Source organism: Streptomyces sp. NBC_01142 (genome assembly GCF_026341125.1).
Classification (GTDB): domain Bacteria; phylum Actinomycetota; class Actinomycetes; order Streptomycetales; family Streptomycetaceae; genus Streptomyces.
This window is the reverse complement of the sequence record NZ_JAPEOR010000001.1, coordinates 2,758,636-2,782,349: the sequence shown is the minus strand read 5'-3', so window position 1 is coordinate 2,782,349 and position 23,714 is coordinate 2,758,636. Positions and strand designations below refer to the sequence as shown.

Genomic DNA, 23,714 nt, shown 5'->3' with positions numbered 1-23,714 from the left:
CTGTTCTGTCCTTCAGTGGGCGGCCGGCGGCGTACGGTCCAGCAGCGCTTCGACCTGGGCGCGGAAGCCCGCGAGGCGTTCGGCGGCCGCGGCCTCACTGATCCGCGGCTCGTAGACGGCGGACGGCTTCCAGGCCGGGACGGCTTCCTCGGCCGTCAGGCTCGGATCCATACCCAGCATCGCCACGGCGCCGACCCCCAGCGCGGTCGCATCGGGCAACGCCGATACCTCGACGGGCAGTTGGAGCAGATCGGCCTGGGTCTGCATGAGCAGGGCGGAGCGGGTCAGGCCGCCGTCGACGCGCAGAGAGGTCAGCGGCGCGCCGAGGTCGGCGGCGACCGCGTCGGTGAGCTCGACGACCTGCGCGGCGATGCCTTCGCACAGGGCCCGCACGAGATGCCCGGGGCCGGTGTCCAGGCCGAGGCCGGTCAGCGAGCCCCGCAGGTCGCCGCGCCACCAGGGGGCGGCGAGGCCGGCGAGCGCCGGTACGAAGGTGACGCCGCCGCTGTCCGGCACGGCGGAGCCGACCGGGTCCAGGTCTGCCGCGCCCGAGATCACTCCGAGGTCGGTGAGCCAGCGGACGGCCGAGGCTGCCGTGTAGACCTGCCCGTCGAGGCAGTAGCTGGTGCGTCCGGCGAGCCGCCATGCGACACAGCTGACCAGGCCGTTGCCGGTACGGCGCGGGCGGGGGCCGGTCTGGGCGAGCAGGAACGCCCCGGTGCCGTAGGTGCACTTGGCGGTGCCCGGTTCGGTGACGCGCTGGGCGAACAGTGCGGCCTGCTGGTCGACGAGAAGGCCGGTGAGCGGCAAGGGCGCGCCGAAGGCGGTGGTGATGCCGACGGCGCCGTCCACGTCGACGACCTCGGGCATCCGCTCCTCGGCCAGGCCGAAGATGTCGAGCGCCTCCGGCGACCAGGTGACACGGTCGAGGTCCAGCAGCTGGGTGCGTCCGGCGGTCGCCGCGTCCGTGACGAACGCTCCGGTCAGCCGGTGGATCAGCCAGGCGTCACTGGTGGTGACGACACCTTCCCGGGTGAGTTCACGGCGTATCCACGCCATCTTTGGCGCGGCGAAGTACGGATCGAGAGGCAGCCCGGTCAGCTGGGTCAGCTTCTCGGCGTGCGGGGCGAGTTCGGTGCACAGCGGCTCGGCGCGGCGGTCCTGCCAGACGATCGCCTCGGTCAGCGGGTCTCCCGTGGCGGGGTCCCAGGCCAGAACCGTCTCGCCCTGGTTGGCGAGGCCCACGGCGGCGACCGGTTCCCCGGCCTGCGCCAGGGCCCGGCGCCCGGCGTCGACGACCGAGGAGAGGAGCGCGGCAGGGTCGGCCTCGACACGTCCGCCGGAGCCGTAGCGAGGGCTCACAGGTGCGGCGCCGGAGCCGATGACACCCCGGTCGGGGCAGATGACCAGCGCCTTTGTGCCGGATGTGCCCTGGTCGACGGCAAGCACAGGGCCTGTCATCGGCCACCCCGTTCCTCGGTAGACGGAAACCTTGATCGCTGACGAAAGGGTGAAGCAGGGCACGGCCGCCGTCAAGGGGGTTGCGCCATCGGCGCCGGTTCGCCTCCTCAGTCACTGACGCATCATCAAATCCTTGCCGTCACAGTACGTTTGAGTAAGATCGGCGACGCACAGAAAGCAGGGCGAGGGCCGGCACGTCACCCTCGCCACTGCCGGCCGCCCACTTGACCACTGGAACGCCTCGCCCCCCCACCGTCCCCAGAGGACCCCGGCCCATGACGACCGCCACACGCCCTGCCGACTGATGCCCCATGACGAGTTCCGCCCGGTGTATCACCCGGCGGGTCACGACAACGAACTGCGCACCGTCATGCAGGACTTACGCACCGGCCGATGGCTGTCGATGCGAAATCTGCTGACCACCACCACCGACTGGACGCGATGGACCCAGCGGACCCAGGTGCTCGCCGCAGTGGCCGCCGGATCCGATGCGGTGCGGGCCTGGCGGACCGAGGAACCCCACAGTGTCGCCGCGACCGTGATGCACTGCCGGATCGTGGTGGAGCGGGCGTTACGGGCCCACCGCGAAGGGCACCAGCGCACCCGGGAGCTGTGGCACGAAGCGTGGGAGGCGTGCCGGATCGCCGCGCACCACGCCCCGGAGGATCCGGTGCCCTGGGTGTGCCTGCTGGCTCTGTCCCAGCTCGACGAGGACCAGCGGCTGGACGAGCACCGGATGGCACCGCCGGGTCCGATGCTGTTCCCCGGCCCGTGGGGTCTGCTGGCGCAGGCCGACAAGCGCGACCCGCACAACCGCGAGGCGTACCACCGGATGCTGCAGTTCGTGTACGCCCGCAGGACCGGCGGCCATCTGTCCGAGGCGGTCAACTTCGTTCAGTGGGCGGCGTCTTCGGCTCCGGTCGGATCGTCGCTGCTGGCCCTTCCGCTGTACGTCCGGGTCGAGCGCTACCGCCGGGGGAAGGGCAACGAGAAGGCGCTGGATCTCCACTGGGTGACCGACGACGCGGCCCGTGACGCCCGCCGCGCACTGCACCTCTGGTTCGACAACGTTTCCCCGGCCGGGTGCTCCCTGCTCGATCTCGACCATCTCGCCCACGCGCTGTGGGGCGCGCACCAGTTCACCGACGGCGCACGGGTCTTCGAGGCACTGGGCCCGTACTACACCACCCTTCCGTGGGCGTACCGCACGCGCAGTCCGGGCGACGCGAGCCTGGCGGAAGAGATGTTTCTCCGTGCCCGCAGCCGATGTCTCGCCGCCGCGCGCGATGCCGGCGTCGGGTGGCGCGACTGATCCACCGCTCTCTCCCCCTGTCCCTGTCCGCTCAGTGCATCTTCCTTTCCCCCGGAGGTACTTCGATGTCCATATCCCCGCCCACGTGGTCGAGTCCGGACCCGGCTCCCCCCAAGGACGAGGAGGAGCGGCTGCGGGAACTCGGCTACCAGCCGGTTCTGGCGCGCCGCATGGGAGGCTTCGGCAACTTCGCCATCAGCTTCTCCGTCATCTCGATCCTGTCCGGCTGTATGACGCTGTACGGCTTCGGGCTGAACACCGGCGGCCCGGCAGTGATGATGTGGGGCTGGGTGGGCGTCGGCCTGTTCGTCCTCTGCGTCGGCTTGGCGCTGGCCGAGGTGACGAGCGCGTACCCCACCTCCGGTGCGCTCTACTACATGGCCGACCGGCTCGGCGGCCGTAAGTGGGGCTGGTACACCGGCTGGCTCAATCTTCTCGGTCTGCTGGGTGCGATCGCGGGCATCGACTACGGCTGCGCCCTGTTCACCGGCGCTTTCCTGAATCTGCAGTGGGGATTTGAACCCACACCCGGCTCCACCATGATCATTTTCATGTGCATTCTGCTGCTCCACGCCACCTTGAACCTCTTCGGCGTACGGCTGGTCAGCGTCCTCAACTCGATCAGCGTGTGGTGGCATCTGGGCGGCGTCGCCCTGATCGTGGGCGCCCTGGCCATTGTCCCCTCCAACCACCAGTCCCCGAGTTCGTCTTCGGCGAGTTCGTCAACGGCACCGGCTGGGACAACCCCGTCTATGTGGCCGCGATCGGCCTGCTGCTGGCGCAGTACACCTTCTCCGGCTACGACGCCTCGGCGCATCTGTCGGAGGAGACGTCCAACGCCTCCGTCTCGGCCGCCAAGGGCATCGTGCGTTCCATCTGGGTCTCCTGGATCGCCGGTTTCGCCTTGCTGGCGGGCCTGACCTTCGCCATCCAGGACTACACAGGCACCCAGGAAACCTCCACCAACGTGCCGCCCGCGCAGATCCTGCTGGACGCCCTCGGCAACGGCGGTGCCACGGCCCTGCTCCTTGTCGTGATCGTGGCGCAGCTGTTCTGCGGCAACGCCGAGGTGGCGGCGGCCAGCCGGATGGTGTTCGCGTTCAGCCGCGACAACGCGCTGCCCGGCTCCGCGCTGTGGCGCAAGGTCAGCAGCCGCACCCAGACCCCGGTCCCGGCGGTGTGGCTCTCGGTCGTCTTCGCCTGCCTGCTGGCTGTGCCGTCCCTGTACTCCGCCACCGCCTACGGTGCGGTGACCGCGATCAACGTCATCGGCATCACCCCGGCGTACGCGATCCCCATCTATCTCAGGCTGCGCGCCGGCAACCGCTTCGAGCCCGGCCCGTGGAACCTGGGCCGCTGGAGCAAGCCGATCGGCTGGGTGGCCGTGGTGTGGGTGGCCGGTGTCACCGTGCTGTTCTGTCTGCCGCAGTCGAACCCGGTGACGGTCGACTCGATGAACTACGCCTCGATCGCGCTGGCCGCGGTGCTGGTGCTGGCCACCGTGTGGTGGTTCGTGGCACGCCGCTCGTACAGCACGCCGGCAGCGTACGGAAACGCCCGTGAGCAGGCGGAGATCGCCGAGAACATCGTCTGACGCATCGCCGTTCACCACACCGTTCACGACACCGGTCGGGGCACGTCACAAGGACGGGCGCCGACCGGTGTGGCGTCGGCCGGGGCGTGTTGCGGAAGGAGCGCCGTCCGCCAGCAGGGCGGGCTCAGCTCATCTGCCGGCGCACCAGTTCGTGCAACCGGCCGCCCGCGTCGGCGAGCAGCTCGGCCGGCGGGCCCTGTTCGACGATCCGCCCGTCCGCCATGACGATCACGCGGTCGGCGTCCATGACCGTGGACAGGCGGTGCGCGATCACCAGGCGGCTGGCGCTCAGCCTGCGGGTGCTCTCGATCACGATGCGCTGGGTCTCGTTGTCCAGGGCGCTGGTGGCCTCGTCGAAGAAGAGGATGCGCGGGCGGCGGACGAGAGCCTGGGCGATCATCAGGCGCTGCCGCTGTCCGCCGGAGATCGCGCCACCGCCGGAGATCATGGTGTGCAGACCCATCGGCATGCGCTTGATGTCCTCGGCCAGGCCCGCCATCTCGGCGGCCTCCCACGCCTCTTCCTGGGAGAAGGCCTCGGCACCGCAGATGCAGTCCAGGATCGACCCGGTGAGCGGCTGAGCGTTCTGCAGGACGACCCCGCACTGACGGCGCACGGCCGCCTGATCGAGTGCGGCCAGGTCCTGACCGTCGTACAGCACGCTGCCGGAGACCGGTTTGTCGAATCCGATGAGCAACCGGAGCAGTGTCGACTTGCCGCAGCCGCTGGGTCCGACGATGGCCACAAACTCCCCCGGCTGCACCCGCAGCGACACGTCGTCGAGGACCAGTGGGCCGTCGTCGGCGTAGCGGAAGGAGAGCTTCCTGGCCTCGATCCCGCCGGACAGCGCGCCGGGCTGCGCGCTGGCACCGCGGACCTCCGGTGCCTCGTCCAGGACCGGCTTGATCTGCTCGAACATGGGCAGTACGGCAGCGGCCGAGACGAGCAGGCCGGTGAGCTGGGTGACCGAGGTCAGCAGCATGGTCACCGCAGTGTTGAAGGTGAGGAACTCGCCGGCCGTCATGCTGCCGCGAGCCGGTCCGGCCAGCAGCATGAACAGGGTGAGCGAACAGAGCGGCAGATAGACCGCGTCGAGAACCGTGGTCAGGTTCTTGATGCGGCCCGCCCGCTGCTGCAGTTCGCGGGAGCGGGCGAACTCCCGGGCCCAGGCGGCGTACGCAAAGCTTTCCGCCGCGGCGACCCGCAGTTTGGGCAGTCCCCGAAGGGTCTGGAACGCCTGGTTGTTGAGCTTGTTGCCGAGCTCGACCAGCCGCCGCTGCCACCGCAGCTGCCACAGACCCATCCCCAGGAACACGGCGGCGATGACGAGCAGCATGCCCATCGCCGCCAGCGCCAGCGGCACGCTGAACCAGAGCAGCAGGAACAGGTTCATCGCACCGACCGTGCTTGCCTGTACGGCCACCGGGCCCAGGCCGGACAGCACACGGCGGATGGAGCTGATCCCCATCGCCGCACTGGCCAGCTCTCCGGTGGACCGCTCGGTGAAGAACTTCGTCGGCAACCGCAGCAGCCGGTCCCACACAGCAGGCTGCAGCGTCGATTCGATGCGGCCTTCCATACGGAGGATGGTGAGGTTCTGCAGCAGCATGAACGCGGCGGAGACAATGCTGGTGACCACGACGGCCAGGGAGACCTGCACGATGAGGCTGCTCTCGGCGTTCGGTACGTAGACACCGAGCACCTGTCCGGTCGCGATCGGCACCAGCCCGCCCAGGCCGACCGTCACCAGCCCGCTGATGACCAGGTTCCGCACATCCAGGCGGGTGCCGCGCAGGCTGAAGCGCATCAGCCGCCAGGCGGTCATCGGCTGTTCCGGCAGCGGGCGGTAGAACATGACGGCACGCTGCTCGAATTCCTCGGCGTTGTCCTTGCCGATGCGTATCCGCGCGCCCGTGGCCGGGTTGACGGCCTCGTACCTGCCACGGCGCCACAGCAGGGCGACCGGGGCTCCGGACTTGGCCCGGTAGCCCACCAGCGGACCGGCGTTCGACCGCCACCAGCGCCCGTCGAGTCTGACCGCGCGGGTACGGATGCGGGAGCCGACCGCGATGCGTTCGACCGGGGTGATGCGATCGCCCACCGCGCCGCCCTTCGAGGGCTCGCAGAGCGTGATCCCGGCCGCCTCGGCGACGCGGTGGCAGACGGCGAACGTCGCGTCGTCGGTGGCGCCGTCCACACCCGCGGCGGCCCGCCCGGACCGGTCCGGTCTGCCGATGGAGGCCAGCAGCGCCTCGTCGGCCCGCGCGCGGACAGCTGCGCCCGCCTTGATACCGGCCGCGGTCCGGTCCTCGTGAGCGCGCTCGAGCTGTTCGATCCAGCCGTCCACCGCGGACAGCAGCCGGTACTGCTGGTTGACCATCCGCTGCCACAGCGCGCCGTCGACCAGCAGGTCGCTCGCCGCTTCCGCGCTGAAGGAGGCGCCGTACTGCACGCTGCCGGGAGGCACCGGCATCCACAGGATGTCGTCGTCGGCCACCGCCTCGTCGATGACCGGCCGGCCGTCCAGCGGAGCCTCGAACAGGACGCCCAGGCTGCGGCCGATGCCGAGCGCGAAGGCATGCTCCAGCGGCGTCGGCGCCACCACCCCGTACTGGGCGCCGTACTGACTCCCGTACGCGGAGGAATCGCCGTACGCGAAGGAATCGCCGTACTCGCCGTACTCGGGCCGGTACAGCTCCCGCAGCGGAATCCGGCGCAGCAGGCAGTCCTGCGAAGGCCGGCCGAGGAGGGTGTGCTGAGGACCTTCGACCGGGCCGAGCAGCAGAGTCCCCGTCTCGAGGCGGCCGAGGAAGTGCCAGTGCCCCTGCTGGGCGGCGTCGACCGCGAACAGATCCAGGGTCCCGCCCACCACGAGCCACAGCACGTGCGGCCCCTCCAGTGGCAGGCTGCGCAGTCCGGCGCAGTCGACAGGCGAGCCGAGTCCGCCCAGCGCGTGGGTCACCGCGTCGCTCTCGCCCGGTCCCACGACCGCGGACGGGTGAGACGGGTATCCGGATGACACGTCAGTGCTCCTTGACCAGCTCGGCGTACGGGCCTCCGGCAGCGACGAGGTCCTCGTGCCGGCCGCGTTCGACGACCGAGCCGTGGTCGAGGACCACGATCTCGTCGCTGTCGCGCACCGTGCTCAGCCGGTGGGCGATCACCACGCAGGCACAGCCGCGCCGCCGCAGATTGTCGATGATGACCCGCTCGGTCTCCGCGTCCAGGGCGCTGGTCACCTCGTCGAGGACCAGAATGCTCGGCCGCCGGACGAGGGCCCGGGCGATCTCCAGTCGCTGCCGCTGTCCGCCGGAGAAGTTGCGGCCGTCCTGCTCGACCCGGCTGTGGATGCCTTCGGGACGCCGCGCGATCACGTCGTAGAGCGCCGCGTCCTGAAGAGCGGCGACCACAGCCTCGTCGGGTATCGACGGGTCCCACAGCGCCACGTTGTCCCGGACCGTGCCCTCGAAGAGGAACACGTCCTGGTCGACGAAGGAGACCGAGGCGGCCAGCGCGCTGCGGGAAATGTCCTCCAGTCGCTGCCCGTCGATACGGATCGTCCCCTCCCAGGGACTGTAGAGGCCGGAGATCAGCCGGGAGACGGTGGACTTGCCGCTGCCGGATCCGCCGACGAGCGCGACCTGCCGGCCAGGACCGACCGCCAGCGAGAAGCCGCTGAGCAGCGGCTTGTCGAGCGGGCTGTAGCCGAAGGTGATGTTCTCCAGCGTCACATTGCCCTTGAGCCTGCGCGTGCTCGCGTCCGGCTCCCGGCGCGAGTACAGCACGTCGACCGGGAAACTCTCGACGTCCTTCAGCCGGGCCACATCCGCGGCGAAGTCCTGAATCCTGCCCGCCACTCCGTTCAACCGGGTGATCGGTGCGGTGAAGCGCGCCACCAGCGCCTGGAAGGCGACGAGCAGGCCGATCGAGATATGGCCTTCCACTGCCCGCAGGCCACCGATCCAGAGGATCAGCGCGCTGTTGAGCGTCGCGAGGGTGGGCGCGACGACGGCCAGGGCCGCGCTCGGCACGCCGAGGCGCTGCTGCACCTCCAGCGTGGTCGCGTGCTGGCCGGCCCACCGGCGGAAGTACCCGTTCTCGCCGCCGGTGGCCTTCATGGTCTCGATCAGCTGAAGGCCGGTGTACGAGGTGTTGGTCAGCCGTGCGCTGTCCGCGCGCAGCTTCTGGGTATGGGTGGCCCGCAGCCGGATCACGATCCGCATCGCGACCACGTTCAGCAACGCGATCAGCACCCCGATGACCGTCAGTTGAGGGTCGTACGTCCACAGCAGGACGGCATAGAGGATGACCACGACGCCGTCCACGCCCGCGGCGGCGAGGTCACGCGCCAGTGTCTCGGCCACCGCGTCGTTGGACTGCAGACGCTGCACCAGATCGGCCGGGCTGCGCTGGGCGAAGAACGTGACCGGCAGTCGCAGCAGATGCCGCAGGAAGCGGGCGCTGCTCAGCGTGGACGAGATGATGCGTCCGCGCAGCAGGTTCGCCTGCTGGAGACCGGTCAGCACGGCGGTGAGCACCACCATCGCGGCCATCGACGCGAAGAGGGGCCCCAGCAGCGAGGTCTGATTGCCGATCAGGAACATGTCGATGTACGTACGGCTCAGCGCGGGCCCCGCCGCGCCGACGCCGACGAGCAGCAGGCTGGCGAGCAGAGCGGCCAGCAGGGTGCCCGTGGTGCCGCGCAGCCTCGCGGGCACGGCGCCCATCACTCCCGGTTTGCGGCCGCCCCGGCGGAAGGAGTCGGCGGGCTCGAAGACCAGGACGACACCGGTGAAACTGGTGTCGAATTCCTCCGTCGCCACAAAGCGGCGGCCCTTGTCCGGATCGTTGATGTATACGCCACGGCGGCCGAGGCGGCGCCCCGTGCCGTCGTAGACGACGTAGTGGTTGAACTCCCAGAACAGGACAGCCGGCGCCTGCACCTCGGCGAGCGCTGCCGACTCCATCTGCATGCCCTTGGCCTGCAGACCGTAACTGCGCGCCGCTTTCAGCAGGTTGCTGGCCCGCGAGCCGTCGCGGGAGACGCCGCACGCGATCCGCAGCTCCTCGAGAGGCACATGCCGCCCGTAGTGGGCAAGGACCATGGCCAGTGCCGCGGCACCGCACTCCACAGCCTCCATCTGGAGAACGGTGGGGGTGCGAACGGCCTTTGGCTTCTTTGCCTTCGGGGCAGGGGTGCGCGCACGGCGTCGAGAGGCCGGGGCGCTGTCGGGGCGATGGCGGCCGCGTCCCGCCGGCGGCAGTTGCTGCTGCGTGGTCATGGAAGCAGCCAATCGATCGGATGCTGCTCGGCCAGGTGGATGGCGCCGGTGGCCAGGGTCATGGAGTCGACGTCGTACGGCGGGCCGCCCGAGGACGACCAGGCGTAGCCGGACGTACCCGCCGAGGACCGGTCCAGCCGCACCAGTACCGCCACGGGCTGGCCCTGCTGCGAGAACTGCTCGCCCAGCTGGCTGCTGCCGAGGAATCCGGTGATCCGCTGGCGGGTCTGGGCAGTCCGGCCGACGGCCTTCACCCGGCCGCGCAGCACCCCGTACTGCTGTGTCGGCACCGACTGGACGGTGAGATCCACCGACGCGCCGACGGGCACGGTCGAGCCGCTGTCGGCCGGCACGTACAAGACGGCCATCAGGGGATCGTCCGCGTTGTCGACGCGCTCCACGGCCGCCACGTCCGCTCCGGTGGTGACCACGGAGCCGATCGTGGCGACGAGTGTCGTCAGCCGGCCTGCGGCGATGGTGCGTACGACGGTGCTTCCCTGCGCGGTACGGACCTTCAGCAGAGGCGTGTTGGCGGGAACCCTCTTGCCTTCTTCGGCGAGTACGTCGGTGACCTGGCCCGCGACGGGGCTCTGCAGGACGTAGCTGCCCTGGGCGTGGGTGAGGATCCCGGGTGCGCCGAGGGTGGACGACACCGTGCCGGTCACCGCCCAGACGGATGCGGCAATCATGACGACGACCGTGACGGTCAGGACAAACCAGCCCTGAGGCCGGGCGAAACGCACCGGCAGATCGATTTCCTCGGGCGATTGCAGCTTGGAAAGGGCCTGTTGGCGGAACTGCACGACACTCTTCCCTCAACAACTGCAATGGCAACAACTGCAATGGTCCGGCTGGATCGACGCGGCGCCCGTGGCGCGCGCCGGGGCGGTGGCCGCCTGCCCCGGAGCCTGGGCGGATCCGGGGCAGACGTCCCGGCCGGTCGGCAAGGAGGGGATGCCGACGTGCCGTAGTCACCGCGTGTGACGGTGCCGCTCAGCGGCACACGACCGACTCAGACGCCGGCGACCGTGGTGGTGGCGAGACCCGTGACCGCGGCCGTGTTCAGGCCGGTGACGCCCTCGACGGTGCCGGTGACCGAGCCCAGGGTGCCCGAGACCGGGGCGACGGAGTCGAGGGTGGCCGTGGCGTTGCCGACGAGGCCGCCGAGCAGGCCGCCGGACACGTTGTCCAGGTCGCTGTCGGAGAGTTCCTGGGTCTCGACCTGGGGGATGAAGTTCATGATGGGAGCTTCCCTTCGCATGGATATTTCGAAATGGCTGCGACCGACCCTGCCGGATACCCGAAATCGGGAACCCTTCTTGCCGACTCCCGCAGTGCGAAGGATCAAAGCACGTAAGCGCGTTGGGCCGCTAATCGGACAGCGGCCGGTCAGGGCACATCCCGGCGGGGAATTACCTCGACGTGCACGTTCGTCCATCGATTAGTGGCAGCTTCTTCACGAGATCACCCGACTCGATTCCCGGGATCCGGTGACTTCCTGACATCGAACGAGACATTCCCCCACAGACGGGCTCCTGGGCAGGTCAGCGCAGGGAAGACCTTGGGAGACCGTGTGCCGCCCGAGCATTCGGTGTGCAGATTCGCTGAAGGACGCCAATTCCTGTCCGCCCAGCGGCGAGAGGTGTTACGCGGCCATTGCAAGACGTCGCCTTCGCCCGGAGTCCGCAGGAAAGGGGCCTGCTGTCCGGAGAGGGAAACATAACCGCATAACGGAGTTGGGCCGGACGATACGGAAAATAGGCGGCTTCCTGTCGATACTCCGACGGACCCCGGATACGGCGAAGAGTGCCGACATTTCACTCGGGGCGTGCGGACTCGGGGCGTGCGGACTCGGGGCGTGCGGGCTCGGGGCGTGCGGACTCGGGGCATGCGGGCTCGGGGCATGCGGACTCGCGGGGCGCGGACTCGCGGGGCGCGGACTCGCGGGGCGCGGACTCGCGGGGCGCGGACTCGCGGGGCGGCTCCCGGCGCCGGGTGGCGCCGGTTCCGGCGCCACCGCCTCAGCAGCCCGGCTCCGGCATAGAGTTGAGGTGCGAACGGCAGGCGCAGGGGTGCGTGGGGGGACCATGAGCAGGGCGCGTGTGTGGCGGAGTGCGGGGGCGTGCGCGGTCGTGGCAGGGGTGGTTGCCGGCTGCACGGCACCTCCCCCGGATGTCGACCCCCGGCTGAGGAAGGCCGTCCAGCCCGTCGTGCACGCGGCACTGGTCGCCGAAGTGGGGAAGGACGGCGGCATGCTGGGCGACTCCGCGCCGGCATCCAAGGCCCGCTGGTTCTGTGCGGAGAAGGTCGTGGAGATCCGGGAGGCCCAGGACGGAGTCCTGAGGGTCGGCCTGGACATGGCCTGCTCCGAGCTGGCAGTCCGTGGCCGGACCCTCGTCGAGGGGACCGGCATAGCGGCCCCCTGGGTGATGGAGCTGTCGCGGGACGGGAAGGGCGGCTACCGCGTCCGCCACCAGGAGAGCCCTCCGGACGGTGCGGGGTACGACGACTGGATCGGCCGCTCCTTCTCCGAAGGGGGTGCGGAGATGGTGCGGCATGGCGAGTGGCAGGGAACGGCCACGCTGGAGGCAACGGCCCGCACGCACTTCCGCCTACCGCCGGAGGCGCCGGTCACCCAGCTGTGAGACGAGAGCCCCCTGGGCTCGCGCCCCGGCCGCGTGACTCATGCCGCGCCGTCGTCGGCTCCGTGCGGCTCCCGCAGCGGGCGGGTCGCTGCCCGCACGTCAAGGTGTCGCCCTCACGCAGCCGGCTGCATCACGAGGTCGCGCTTCGGACGGGACACCTTCGCGCCACTCGCCTTGTCGAGGTGGATGTGATCACGATCAACACCTGCACGCAGCAGGGCGTCGATCTGATGGCCGGGGTTCCGGTCGGCGGTCGAGACCGCGCGTAGCCGATAAGGGGTCATGACGGCCAGGCGGTCATGGCGATGTCGGCGAGTCGTTCCAGATCGCTTCGGCCGGCGCCGTCGCAGGCCTGGGTGGACATGCCCTGGAGGGTGGCCGCGTAGAACATGGCGAGCGCGGCCGCGTCGACGGAGGCGGCCAGGCACCCGGCGCGCAGGTCGGCAGTGATCTTCTCGTGGATGGCGTGCTTGCTCGCCTCGCGCAGGGCGCGCAGTTCGGCCTTGATGTCCTCGGCCGCCGGCGTGCAGTTCGTCGCGGCGGTGATGACCATGCAGCCGGGCGGGTGGCCGGGATCGGTGTACTCCTGTGCGGCTTCATGCAGCAAACGTCGTACCGCGGCATGGGCCGTGGGTTCCTCCGCCAGGGCGCGGCCGCCGAACGCGCCGTAGGTCTGCCCGTAGCGCCGGACCGCTTCGGTGAAGAGCTTCCGCTTGTCCCCGAAGGCTCCGTACAGGCTGGGCGGGTTGATGCCCATCGCCGCGGTCAGCGAGGCGATCGAGGTGGCCTCGTACCCGTGCCGCCAGAACTCGGTCAGCGCCTGCTCCAGGGCGGTGTCGCGGTCGAAGCCCCTCGGGCGGCCTCCAGTCTTCGTCATGGACCCATTTTATAGCGCCCCCTAAGAAACCTGGTACGGTCGGGTCAGATTCTTAGCGACCGCTACAAAACTTCTGGGGGACTCCCATGCCTGACATCACCCTGCCCGAGCCCGCCTTCGCCCGCAGCGTCCATGGCACAGGTCCGGGACTGTTGCTCGCCCACGGCGCCGGTGGAAGCATCGCGGCCAACTACGGACCGATCCTCGACGGGCTCACCGTCGGCCACACCGTTGTCGGTGTCGACTTTCCTGGCACCGGCGACACGCTCCGTTCGCTCACGCCCCTCGCCCTGGACGAACTGGCCGACCAGCTTGTGGCCGCCGCGGTCGCCGAGGGCCTGGAAACCTTTACGGCCGTCGGCTACTCCCTGGGCACCGCCGTCGCGATCCGCGCCGCCGCCCGCCACCCGGAGCGCATCACGGCCATGGTGCTGACCGCACCGTTCGCCCGGCCCAACGCACGCCTGCGCTTGAACGCCGAACACTGGCGGGACCTCTACGCCTCCGGCGCCCACGCACCGCTGGCGCAGTTCCTCGTACCACTGGCGCTCGGCGCTTCAGTACTGGAAGCCGTCCCCGGCGATGATCTCGACGCCCTGCTGCAGGCGACCGCCCGGACCCTCCCGCCGGGCTCGGCCGAACACACCGACCTCGTCACCCGCGTCGACGTCCGCGAGGACCTCGCCCGCATCACCGTACCGACCCTGGTGATCTCCACGACCGAAGACCTCCTGGTCACGCCCGATCTGCACCGCGAGGTAGCCGACGCGCTCCCCGACGCCGAACTCGTCGAGATCCCGACCGGCCACCTCCCGTTCGCCGAACGCCCCGACGAATGGCTCAAGCTCATCACCACGTTCCTGGACCGGTCGGCACGCTGATCCGGCCCTGTGGTGGACTCGCGGGAGGTACACGCGCAACGTCCCACTTCCAGCACGCTATTCGCTGACCCCCAGAAACTCCGCCAACGGCCGGAGTCCCGGCGGGTGTTTGGGGAGCGCCCACAGGTCGCGCACGATGGTCACGGCCAGCGTGTGGTGCTGCATCCACGTCGGCGCCACCCGGCGCAGGGACTCCAGGGTCTTCACGGCCCCGGCAGCATCCCCGATGTCCGTGTGGGCTCGGGCCACGTCCAGCAGCAGCCACGTCCGCCAGGACGGAGGGGTGTCCTTGCTCAACCGCATCCCCTTGGCCAGCGCCAAGGCGTCCTGGGGGTGCCCGTACTGGACTGCGAGCCGGACGCGTTCGATGCGGACCGACGACGGGCTGAAGACGCTGACCATGCGATTGTCGCCACCGTCAGGCAGCTTCGAGACTCGGGCGGCTTCCTTCTCCGCCGTCTCCATCATCGCCGCCGCGCGCTCGTAGTCGCCGCTCCTTGCGGCCGACGTGGCGGCGCTCATGGTCAGTGCGCCCCACACCTTCAGGCCGTCGGCTGTCTCGTCGCGGCCTGCGTTCACCATGTCGTCGGCGGTGCAGAGGGCGATGCTCAACGCATCCTCCAGGCGACCTTGCCGCTGATAGGTCCACGCAGTGGAGTTGACGATCATCGGCAGAAGCAGTGGATCGGAGGACTGTCCCGCAGCGTCTATGGCGCGCTCCAGGCTCGTCAGGGCAAGGTCGTCCTGCCCATCCGCACGGCGACGTGCCCGGCGAGCTGACGTGCCTTGCCCAGGGCTGCGAAACCGGCCCTGCGATCGTCGTCGTTGCCCGAGGCCGTGGCAGTGCGCGCGTCCGAGAGCAAATCCGGCAGCGCCTTCATCACCGTGTCGAACTCGGCGGCGTGGCACTGCGTCCAGCCGTCCGCGATCTGCTCGCGAAGACGGTCCAGCGAGAAGTCAGGTCCTGGCGGCTCCGGCGCCGGCCCCCAGAGCACGGGCATGATGGCGCGGCGTACGGCCACCAAGCGTGGTCCGTCGTTCTCTCCTGTGGCGGAGACCGCAGGCGGGTCGCCCAGGAGCGTGGTCAGTTCCACGCCGAGACCGTTGGCCAGTGCGTGCAGTGTGGGCAGGCGCGCCGAGTGCTTCCGCCGCTGTTCGAGCCGGCGGATCACATCGACGGACACGCCGGATCGCTCGGCCAGCTCTTCTTGTGCCAGGGAGGCCAGACGGCGCAAGCGGCGCAGGGTCCGTCCCAGGTCTTCGTTTGCCACGCTGCCACGCTACGCCGCCACCCTGCCCTGCTTCTTCAGCAGCACTGAGCCGTAACCAAACCTCCCGGCGCTCGGAGACCCCTTCGCTGACGCGTTCGCCGGCGACGACCGCTGTTCCGTCACGTCCGCACACAGGTGAGGAGCCCACAGACTGTAGGCCCGCGTTGCAGCGCGGGCTGGGAAGGCACGCCCGTGCGAAGGCTCCCGCCGGATGCCGGCCGCCACGCTGGAGGCGGAAGTCAGCCAGTACATAGCCGAGTTGGCCGGCGAACGGAAGGAGCGCGGGCACCGCCTGGTGGTCCGCAACGGTCGCCACCGGCCCCGCGCGGTTGTCACCGCGGCCGGTCCCCGGTCGAGGTCGCCGCGCCCCGGGTGAACGACCGCCGCGTCGAGGAGGCCACCGGCGAGCACAAGCGGTTCTCCTCGAAGATCCTGGCCCCGTGGTGCCGCAAGTCGCCGCAGGTGTCGCGCTCCGGCGCGAGGTTCGAGAACGGCGCCCTGATCGAACGCACGGAGGAGGCCACCGCAGCCTGATCACACATCACCCGATCCACAACTCTTGACAACTGTTCATGCACCTGACAGCAGTGGCACTGCACCACTCCCACGAACGGCACCACACCCCGAAGGGAGCGATCAGGCATGACCAAGCCTGAGAGCGCGGTATACGACTACGACGTCGTCATCAGCGGATCCGGTCTCGCCGGCAGCGCCGCGGCGATCTTGCTCGCTCGACGCGGTGTCCGCGTTGCACTGCTGGAACGCCGCTCGGACCCCGAAGCGTACAAGGTGCTTTGCACCCACTCCCTCCAGGCCAGCGCCTACCCGGTGCTGGACGAACTCGGCCTCATCCCCGCTCTGGAGAAGGCGGGAGCCGTCCGCAACGAGGCCCGCTGGTACACCCGCTGGGGATGGATCGAGCCGAGGGCAGCGCCGACGGGCCCCGAGCTTCCGTACGCATACAACATTCGGCGCAGCACCCTTGACCCGTTGATCAGGTCCCATGCGGCGGAGACTCCTGGCGTCGATCTGCTCCTCGGTCATCATGTGACCGGGCTGGTCCGGGAAGCCGGGCGAACTCTGGGGGTGCGCGCGTCGACATCACAGGGCGAGCGCGAGATCCGGGCCCGCCTGGTGGTCGGCGCCGATGGCAAGGACTCGGCCGTAGCGAAGTTCGCCGGGGTGCCTGCTCGGCTGCACGAGAACGCGCGGTTCGGCTATCTCGCGCACTTCCGCAACCTTCCGCTGCACGGCGGGATCGGTCACACATGGTTCCTCGAGCCCGACATGGCGTACGCGTTTCCGAACGACGACGGGGTGACGGTCATCGCGGTGCTCCCGGAAAAGAAACGGCTGCCGGCCTTCCGGGAAGACCTGGAGGGTAGCTTCTTCGCATTCGTCCGCGCCCTACCCGAGGCACCGCCCATCGACTCCGCCGAGCGCCTCACGAAGATCACCGGCACTGTCAACTACCCGCTTCACAGCCGCAGGCCGACCGCACCGGGCGTCGCGCTCATCGGCGACGCCGCCCTGACCGGCGACCCCCTGTGGGGAGTGGGATGCGGGTGGGCTCTGCAGTCTGCGCAATGGTTGGCAGAGACGGTCGCCTCGGCCGCAACCGGTCGGGGCGACCTCAGTAGGTCGCTCGTGATGTACGCACGCAGGCACCGGCGCCAGCTGCGCGGTCACCAGTACCTGGCCGCCGACTTCGCCAAGGCCCGTCCGTTCAATCCCATGGAGCGGCTGATGTTCTCGGCGGCAGCGCGCGACGAGTCGGTGGCGCGGCACATGCACCTGTTTGCATCCCGCCTGATCGGTCCGCTGCGATTCTTGAACCCCGTGGCGCTGGCCAAGGCTTCGGCCGTCAACATCAAGCATCGCGGGACGACTGTGCCCACCGCGCACCTGTCACACACAGGGTCATGACCGGCTGCCCTCCCACTCCACTCGCCGGCGGAAGCTTCCGCAGAAAGGAACACTGAACCGCTCCGGGGACCTGTGGAGGCTTGCTTCCACCCAGACCATGGCACGTCCGTCGAGGATCCCGTCGAGCTGCGCCGCCGTGCGGTGCGGATGGCCGCTGAGGTGCCTGGGTACGACACCGAGTGAGCCGCGATGAAGGAGGTCGCTGTGAAACTCGGGGTCGGCTCCACAGCGAACCAGCCCCGCGCGGGACGTGCGACCACACTGCGACCACCACGCGCCCGGGCATGGAAAAGGCCGTCCTCTCACGATGAGAGAACGGCCTCCGACCTGCGACTCTTTCGAGTCGGGACGACAGGATTTGAACCTGCGACCCCTTGACCCCCAGTCAAGTGCGCTACCAAGCTGCGCCACGTCCCGTTGCGGTTCCGCCGGTTTCCCGGCCGAGCAACGAAGAGAACATTACCCCACTCCGAGGGGCCGGCGGACGCGCGGCCTGCGGTCATGCCTCATGCCTCACGCCTCACCACTCACGCCGGCTCATCGTCCCGCTCGACGGGACCGCGCTTGTCCCAGCCGGGACTTCGCACCCGCAGCCGCAGATCGTCGGGCACGACCTCCTCGCCGCAGTGGCGGCAGCTGTGGACCATGTCCAGTTCCTCGCCGCAGGAGTGACTGAAGACTGCGGGCGGCGTCGGGCTGGTCAAGGCGCCGGACTGGGGCTGGACGTCTGGCTCTGTGGCGTTCACGCTCGTGGCCGCGGTCGTCCTGCTCGCGCTGTTCGTCCGGCGCTCGGCCCAGCACGACTCGCCGGTCCTCCCGCTGGATCTGCTGCGGCTGCCGGCCATGGGCCCTGCCATGCTCGCGAATCTGCTGTTCGCGGTGGCTTTCAGCGCCATGCTGCTCTCCGCGGCGCTGTGGTGCCAGGACGTATGGCACTGGTCCGCGCTGCAGACCGGTCTGGCGATCAGCCCCGGGCCGCTGATGGTCCCGCTCCTGTCCGCGCTCGCGGGCACGCTGGCGCAGCGGCTCGGTGCGGCGACCGTGGCCGCTGCCGGCTGTGTGCTGTTCGCGACCGGCCTCATCTGGTGGATCGCGACCCTGAACGCCGACGACCACAACTATGTGTCCGGGCTCCTGCCCGGCATGGTGCTGACCGGCATCGGCGTGTGCTTCACGCTGCCCACGCTGGTGGGCACCGCCGTCAGCAGGCTTCCTCCGACGAACTTCTCCACCGGCTCCGCGGTGGTGACCATGGCACGGCAGACCGGCGGTGTGGTGGGGGTCGCGGGACTCGTCGCGGTGCTCGGCAGGCCGCAGGGCGCGCAGGTGGCCGCTGCCTTCCGGCACGGCTGGATCTTCACTCTGGTGGCGACGGTGGCCGCCGCGGCGGCGTGCTGCCTGCTCCTGCCGCACACAAGGCCGGCGGCACGGAACGGCGTCTGACCAACAGGGAGGCGCTCGTACGGTCCCCACCCCCGCGGGGGACAATCGAGGAGTGGACAACGACCGAGACGTGGACAACGCACGAAGGGACCGCGACGCCGAGGGGCGCGCACGCAACGCACGCCCCCGCGACGGGCTGGGACGCCCGCTTCCGTACGGGACTCCAGGAGTGGAGCGGCAGCCCGAGGGGGTGATCCGCACTCCCGGTCAGACACTGACCGAGGCGCAGCGGCTCCTCGACGCGGGCATGCCCTTCCATGCGCACGAGGTCCTCGAGGACGCCTGGAAGTCCGGGCCCGAGGCGGAGCGTGAGCTGTGGCGCGGGCTCGCCCAGCTGGCAGTCGGCCTCACACACGCCGCCCGCGGCAATACGGCGGGCGGCGCACGGCTGCTGCTCAGAGGCGCGGACCGGATCGCCGGATTCCCCGACCCGTACGACATCGATGTGGCCGGACTGACCGCCTGGGCACAGGAACTCGCGGCCCGGGTCGAAGGACCGCTGGACGCCGGCGCCGAGGCCCCCCGGCTGACCTCAGCCCTGTAGCAGGACGACCTCCAGGGTGCGGGGGCCGTGCACACCCTCGACCCGGTCGAGCTCGATGTCACTGGTGGCGGAGGGGCCTGAGATCCAGGTCAGCGGGCGCGTCGGATCGAGACGCGGCATCGCCTGCGGCACCGACGCGACGACCTGGTCCGGGGCGCGTACGACACAGATGTGATGGTCCGGTACGAGCGTGATGCGGCGGCGTCCCTGGTCGGGGCTGCCGTCCAGAACGATGGTTCCCGTCTCGGCGATGGCGAGCGCGCATCCGGTGACGACGCTGTCCACCGCGTCGAGTTCCTGTGCCGTGGACTCCGCGCGGTCGTGGATACGGGTGGTTTCGGCAGCGCCGAGCCACCACTGCGGCAGCGCGGGCGGCACCAGCACGGTCCCGGATCCGTGCTCGGCGAGCAGCCGCGACAGCAGCGACGGCAGTTGGCCGGCATCCGTGCGGTGCACGACGGCCCGGTAGTCCGCGAGGTTCTCATGCAGCAGGTCGAGGATCGCGGCAGGGTCGTCGGGAGTGTGGCTGTGGAGGTACTCGCGGGTGGGCTCTGGAGTGTCGGGCGCGTCGGCCACCGCCGCACGGACACGCGCCAGAATGCGGTCACGGGAGCTCGCGGTGGAGCGGGGCCCGGTGCTCATGTGCGGTTCTTCTTCCACCAGTCACGGAAGGATTCGGCGGGCAGCTCGGGCAGTTCACGGCCGGCCGTCCAGGCCCCGGCGCCCGGCGGCTTCCTCGGATGCAGCTTGCGAGTCCTGGACGCGATGCGCTCCCCCGCGGCGAGCGCGGCGGGATGGTCGAGGACCCAGCCTGCCGCCTTGATCGCGGCCTTCTCCAGCCGGTGCCCCTTGCCGCCCCGGTCGGCGACCCGCTCCCGGAGGTGGACGAGGACCTCGGGGATGTCGATGGCGACCGGGCACACCTCGTAACAGGCACCGCAGAGGGAGGAGGCGTACGGCAGGGAGGCATCGATCTCGCTCTGCGTTCCGCGCAGCTGGGGGCTGAGGATCGCGCCGATGGGGCCGGGGTAGACGGAGCCGTACGCATGGCCGCCCGCCCGCTCGTACACCGGGCACACATTGAGGCAGGCGGAGCAGCGAATGCAGCGCAGCGCCTGCCGTCCGACCTCGTCGGCCAGTGCGGCGGTCCTCCCGTTGTCGAGCAGCACCAGATGAAAGGTCTCTGGTCCGTCCGTATCGGCCGTGCCGGTCCACATGCTGGTGTACGGATTCATCCGCTCGGCGGTCGAGGAGCGCGGGAGCGTCTGCAGAAAGACCTCCAGGTCGCGCCAGCTCGGCACGACCTTCTCGATCCCCACCACCGAGATCAGCGTCTCGGGCAGGGTCAGGCACATCCGGCCGTTGCCCTCCGACTCGAAGACGACGAGGGTGCCGGTCTCGGCGACCATGAAGTTGGCGCCGGAGATGCCGACCTTGGCCCGCAGGAACTTCTCCCGGAGGTGAAGGCGGGCCGCCTCGGCGAGTTCGGCCGGGCTGTCGGAGAGCCCCTCGGGTGCGGCCCGCCCCCAACTCGCCATCTTCTCCTCGAAGATGTCGCGGATCTCGCCGCGGTTCCTGTGGATGGCGGGGACCAGGATGTGCGACGGCCGGTCGTCGCCGAGCTGCACGATGAGCTCGGCGAGATCGGTCTCGTACGCCGCGATGCCTTGGGCCTCCAGCGCTTCGTTGAGGCCGATCTCCTGGGTGGCCATCGACTTGACCTTGACGACCTCACGCTCGCCGGTGGCCTTCACGAGGTCGGCGACGATCCTGTTCGCCTCGTCGGCGTCGGCCGCCCAGTGCACGGTGCCGCCGGCCGCGGTGACGGCCGTCTCCAACTGCTCGAGATATCGGTCGAGATGACGCAGTGTGCGGTCCTTGATCTGCTTGCCGGCTTCGCGCAGCTGTGCCCAGTCGGCGAGTTCCGCCACTGCCTTGGCCCGCTTGTCGCGGATGGTGTGGGTGGCGTGCCGCAGATTGGCGCGCAGCGTCGCATTGTGCACGGCCTCCTTGGCCGCCGTGGGGAAGGGCGGCATCCCGAGATACGTCCCGCTCATCGGTGGGGCTCCTCTTCGGTGCAGCTCAGAATGTCCGCGATGTGCAGGGCCCGCAGTGGCGCGTCGCTCGTGTGCTCGCCCTGGCGGCGCAGGATGCCGCCGATGTGCATCAGGCAGGAGTTGTCGGCGCCGCACAGCACCGAGGCTCCAGTGGAGGCGGCGTTGCGGATCTTGTCCTGGCCCATCGCGAGGGAGACATCGGCGTTCTTGACGGCGAACGTGCCGCCGAAGCCGCAGCACTCCTCGGCGCCGGGCAGTTCACGCAGTTCCAGGCCCTTGACCGCGTCGAGGAGCTTCCTCGGCCGCTCCCCCAGTCCGAGCATCCGCAGACCGTGGCAGGAGGGGTGGTAGGTGACGGTGTGCGGGAAGTACGCGCCGACGTCCGTGACACCGAGGACGTCGACAAGAAACTCGGTGAGTTCGTACATACGGGACGGAAGCGACGTCTCCCCGAACTCCGCGTAGTGCTCACGCACCATGGCCGCGCAGGATCCCGACGGGGTCACGACGTACTCGTACCCCTCGAAGGCCCGTGCCGTCCGCCGTACCAGAGGTTCGGTCTCACGCCGGTATCCGGTGTTGAACTGAGGCTGCCCGCAACAGGTCTGCGCGGCCGGGAAGTGCACCTCCACCCCCAGCCGCTCCAGGAGTCTCACCGTCGCGATACCCGTGGCCGGATACAACGCGTCGTTGACGCAGGTGACGAAGAGTGCGACACGCATGGTCGGAGGATAGGCCGGTCCCGGCCGACCCGGTAGGTCCCGCGATCAGCGGTGCGGCGCACCCGGCATACTCGGGGACGTGAGACAGATCTATGTGATCGGCATCGGAGCGGGCGACCCCGACCATCTGACGCTGCAGGCGGTCAAGGCGCTGAACAAGGCGGATGCGTTCTTCATCCTCGACAAGGGCGAGGAGAAGTCGGATCTGACACAGCTGCGGCGCGACATCCTCGACGCGCACATCGCGGACCCTTCGTACCGTCTGATCGAGGCGCGCGATCCGGAGCGGGACCGGAAAACATCGGACTACTCCCCCGCCGTCGACGACTGGCGCCGCCGCCGGGCCGACCTCTATGAGCGGTTCATCGCCGAGGAGCTGGGCGAGGACGAGTGCGGGGCGTTCCTCGTCTGGGGCGATCCGGCGCTGTACGACTCCACCCTCGGCATCCTCGAGGAGATCCTGGAGCGTGGCGCGGTCGCCTTCGACCACGAGGTGGTTCCCGGCATCAGCAGCGTCTCGGCGCTGCTCGCCAGGCATCGCACCGGGCTCAACCGGGTCGCCCGTCCCGTGCAGATCACGACGGGCCGGCGGCTCGCCGAGGGCTGGCCGGAGGGCGTGGACGACGTGGTCGTGATGCTGGACGCCCGGCATGCCTTCACCCGTCACCTCGACCAGGATCTGTTCATCTACTGGGGCGCCTATGTGGGCACCGAGGACGAGATCCTGGTGTCGGGGCGGCTGTCGGAGGTGTCGGAGCGGATCGAGGAGCTGCGGGCCGCGGCACGCGCCCGCAAGGGCTGGATCATGGACACCTACCTGCTGCGGCGCGGCTGAGCAGTCCGCCGAGCAGTTCGAGAACGCCCGCCACGTCCGGGGCCAGGGCCACCCCCGTCGGCGCGGGCGGGCGGCGGACCACGACGACGGGCAGGGACAGCTCGCGTGCGGCGGTGAGCTTGGCGGCGGTGGCGGGTCCGCCGCTGTCCTTGGTGACGAGGACGTCGATGCCGTGCGTACGCAGCAGCTCCCGCTCGCCCTCGACGGTGAAGGGGCCGCGGGCCAGCAGGACGTGGGTGTGCGGGGGCAGCGGCGGCTCGGGGGGCTCCACCGACCGTACGAGAAAGCGCAGTTGTCCGAGGTCCGCGAAGGCGGCGAGGCCGAGGCGCCCGGTGGTGAGGAAGACACTCCGTCCCAGCGCGGGCAGCTGCGCGGCGGCGTCGGCGAGCGAGTCGGCCGGATGCCAGCGGTCCCCGGGACCGGCGCTCCAGCCGGGCCGCCGCAGCACGCACAGCGGGATGCCCACGGCGGCGGCGGCCTGAGCGGCATGGGCGCTGATGACGGCGGCGAAGGGGTGGGTGGCGTCGACAACGGCGTCCACCTCCTGCTCGCGCAGCCAGCCGCCGAGCCCTTCGGGCCCGCCGAACCCTCCGATGCGTACGTCTCCGGCGGGCATCCGGGGCTGCGCCACCCGCCCGGCGAGCGAGGTGGTCACCCGGGTGGCGGGGCGGGCGGCGAGCTCGGCGGCGAGCTGCCGGGCTTCGGCAGTACCGCCGAGGACGAGGATGTGCGTGCCGGGCATGGCATCGAGGCTACTCGGCCAGAGGTCGCGTACATGGCCCGGGTGGCCGGTCACCACGCCACCGACCGCGCTCTCGTCGCGGGCCGGGAGCGCGGCGAGCAGTACATGGTGCTGCTCGGCGG

General features: G+C 70.0%; 18 protein-coding genes, 1 tRNA gene and 3 pseudogenes. 9 read left to right on the top strand and 13 right to left on the bottom strand.

Features of this window, described 5'->3' with window-relative positions; all coding sequences use genetic code 11:
- Nucleotides 1–12 precede the first annotated feature (12 nt).
- Nucleotides 13–1,461, bottom strand: coding sequence for an FGGY family carbohydrate kinase (locus OG883_RS12695; protein WP_266539221.1), 1,449 nt, complete (start codon nt 1,459–1,461; stop codon nt 13–15).
- 304 nt (nt 1,462–1,765) lie between these two features.
- Here OG883_RS12695 and OG883_RS12690 point away from each other — a divergent pair, with 304 nt between their 5' ends.
- On the top strand, nt 1,766–2,773 hold the full coding sequence (locus tag OG883_RS12690) for a hypothetical protein (protein ID WP_266539218.1): 1,008 nt from the start codon (nt 1,766–1,768) through the stop codon (nt 2,771–2,773).
- Nucleotides 2,728–4,367 (top strand): annotated as a pseudogene (locus tag OG883_RS12685) (amino acid permease). Before OG883_RS12690 ends, OG883_RS12685 begins: the two are co-directional and overlap by 46 nt.
- Before the next feature lie 124 nt (nt 4,368–4,491).
- On the opposite strand, the gene OG883_RS12680 reads toward OG883_RS12685, so the two are convergent.
- The 4 genes from OG883_RS12680 to OG883_RS12665 all read right to left on the bottom strand — a co-directional run bounded on the left by OG883_RS12680 (nt 4,492) and on the right by OG883_RS12665 (nt 10,889).
- On the bottom strand, nt 4,492–7,353 hold the full coding sequence (locus OG883_RS12680; protein WP_266541477.1) for an NHLP bacteriocin export ABC transporter permease/ATPase subunit: 2,862 nt from the start codon (nt 7,351–7,353) through the stop codon (nt 4,492–4,494).
- 37 nt (nt 7,354–7,390) lie between these two features.
- A complete protein-coding gene (locus OG883_RS12675) occupies nt 7,391–9,649 on the bottom strand; it encodes an NHLP family bacteriocin export ABC transporter peptidase/permease/ATPase subunit (protein ID WP_266539215.1) in 2,259 nt (752 codons plus the stop codon).
- Nucleotides 9,646–10,452 (bottom strand): HlyD family efflux transporter periplasmic adaptor subunit, encoded by an 807-nt coding sequence (locus OG883_RS12670; protein WP_266539212.1) that lies wholly within the window; start codon nt 10,450–10,452, stop codon nt 9,646–9,648. The genes OG883_RS12675 and OG883_RS12670 overlap by 4 nt, the downstream gene beginning before the upstream one ends.
- Before the next feature lie 209 nt (nt 10,453–10,661).
- Complete coding sequence (locus OG883_RS12665; protein WP_266539209.1) at nt 10,662–10,889, bottom strand: type A2 lantipeptide; 228 nt, start codon at nt 10,887–10,889, stop codon at nt 10,662–10,664.
- Between the two features lie 847 nt (nt 10,890–11,736).
- Between OG883_RS12665 and OG883_RS12660 the strand changes: the two genes are divergently transcribed.
- Nucleotides 11,737–12,294 (top strand): hypothetical protein, encoded by a 558-nt coding sequence (locus OG883_RS12660; protein WP_266539206.1) that lies wholly within the window; start codon nt 11,737–11,739, stop codon nt 12,292–12,294.
- A 280-nt stretch (nt 12,295–12,574) separates the two neighbouring features.
- Here OG883_RS12660 and OG883_RS12655 read toward each other — a convergent pair whose 3' ends face one another.
- Nucleotides 12,575–13,171 (bottom strand): TetR/AcrR family transcriptional regulator, encoded by a 597-nt coding sequence (locus tag OG883_RS12655; RefSeq protein ID WP_266539203.1) that lies wholly within the window; start codon nt 13,169–13,171, stop codon nt 12,575–12,577.
- 86 nt (nt 13,172–13,257) lie between these two features.
- On the opposite strand from OG883_RS12655, the gene OG883_RS12650 reads away from it, so the two are divergent.
- Nucleotides 13,258–14,052 carry an alpha/beta fold hydrolase gene (locus tag OG883_RS12650; protein ID WP_266539200.1) on the top strand — a complete coding sequence of 265 codons (795 nt, stop codon included), beginning with the start codon at nt 13,258–13,260 and terminating at the stop codon, nt 14,050–14,052.
- A 57-nt stretch (nt 14,053–14,109) separates the two neighbouring features.
- Here OG883_RS12650 and OG883_RS12645 read toward each other — a convergent pair.
- A pseudogene (locus OG883_RS12645) lies at nt 14,110–15,323 on the bottom strand (helix-turn-helix domain-containing protein).
- A gap of 211 nt (nt 15,324–15,534) precedes the next feature.
- Here OG883_RS12645 and OG883_RS12640 point away from each other — a divergent pair.
- Together OG883_RS12640 and OG883_RS12635 are read left to right on the top strand one after the other, a co-directional pair.
- Nucleotides 15,535–15,791, top strand: a pseudogene (locus tag OG883_RS12640) (IS256 family transposase); the annotation flags it as partial.
- Nucleotides 15,792–15,965: 174 nt separating this feature from the next.
- The gene (locus tag OG883_RS12635) at nt 15,966–17,249 is read left to right on the top strand and encodes an NAD(P)/FAD-dependent oxidoreductase (RefSeq protein ID WP_266539198.1); all 1,284 of its coding nucleotides are present in this window, start codon (nt 15,966–15,968) and stop codon (nt 17,247–17,249) included.
- A gap of 343 nt (nt 17,250–17,592) precedes the next feature.
- On the opposite strand, the gene OG883_RS12630 is transcribed toward OG883_RS12635, so the two are convergent.
- Nucleotides 17,593–17,666: transfer RNA gene (locus OG883_RS12630), tRNA-Pro, on the bottom strand.
- Nucleotides 17,667–17,776: 110 nt separating this feature from the next.
- Entirely contained in the window at nt 17,777–17,953 is a 177-nt protein-coding gene (locus OG883_RS12625; protein ID WP_266539196.1) for a hypothetical protein, read from the bottom strand.
- A gap of 31 nt (nt 17,954–17,984) precedes the next feature.
- Here OG883_RS12625 and OG883_RS12620 point away from each other — a divergent pair, with 31 nt between their 5' ends.
- Both OG883_RS12620 and OG883_RS12615 read left to right on the top strand, forming a co-directional pair.
- Nucleotides 17,985–18,692 (top strand): MFS transporter, encoded by a 708-nt coding sequence (locus tag OG883_RS12620; protein WP_323180899.1) that lies wholly within the window; start codon nt 17,985–17,987, stop codon nt 18,690–18,692.
- Nucleotides 18,693–18,762: 70 nt separating this feature from the next.
- Nucleotides 18,763–19,236, top strand: coding sequence for a DUF309 domain-containing protein (locus tag OG883_RS12615; protein WP_266541471.1), 474 nt, complete (start codon nt 18,763–18,765; stop codon nt 19,234–19,236).
- Here the strand turns inward: OG883_RS12615 and OG883_RS12610 are convergent.
- Genes OG883_RS12610 through OG883_RS12600 form a run of 3 tightly spaced genes read right to left on the bottom strand, consistent with a single transcriptional unit; the run spans nt 19,225 to nt 22,015 of the window.
- Nucleotides 19,225–19,878, bottom strand: a complete 654-nt coding sequence (locus OG883_RS12610) for an LUD domain-containing protein (protein WP_266539194.1) — start codon at nt 19,876–19,878, stop codon at nt 19,225–19,227. The genes OG883_RS12615 and OG883_RS12610 overlap by 12 nt on opposite strands.
- Nucleotides 19,875–21,293, bottom strand: coding sequence for a LutB/LldF family L-lactate oxidation iron-sulfur protein (locus tag OG883_RS12605; protein ID WP_266539192.1), 1,419 nt, complete (start codon nt 21,291–21,293; stop codon nt 19,875–19,877). Before OG883_RS12605 ends, OG883_RS12610 begins: the two co-directional genes overlap by 4 nt.
- A complete protein-coding gene (locus OG883_RS12600) occupies nt 21,290–22,015 on the bottom strand; it encodes a (Fe-S)-binding protein (protein ID WP_266539190.1) in 726 nt (241 codons plus the stop codon). The genes OG883_RS12605 and OG883_RS12600 overlap by 4 nt, the downstream gene beginning before the upstream one ends.
- A gap of 79 nt (nt 22,016–22,094) precedes the next feature.
- On the opposite strand from OG883_RS12600, the gene cobF reads away from it, so the two are divergent.
- Entirely contained in the window at nt 22,095–22,850 is a 756-nt protein-coding gene (gene cobF, locus OG883_RS12595) for a precorrin-6A synthase (deacetylating) (RefSeq protein WP_266539189.1), read from the top strand.
- Here the strand turns inward: cobF and OG883_RS12590 are convergent.
- Nucleotides 22,819–23,592, bottom strand: coding sequence for a cobalt-precorrin-6A reductase (locus tag OG883_RS12590; RefSeq protein WP_266539187.1), 774 nt, complete (start codon nt 23,590–23,592; stop codon nt 22,819–22,821). The genes cobF and OG883_RS12590 overlap by 32 nt on opposite strands.
- Between the last annotated feature and the right edge of the window lie 122 nt (nt 23,593–23,714).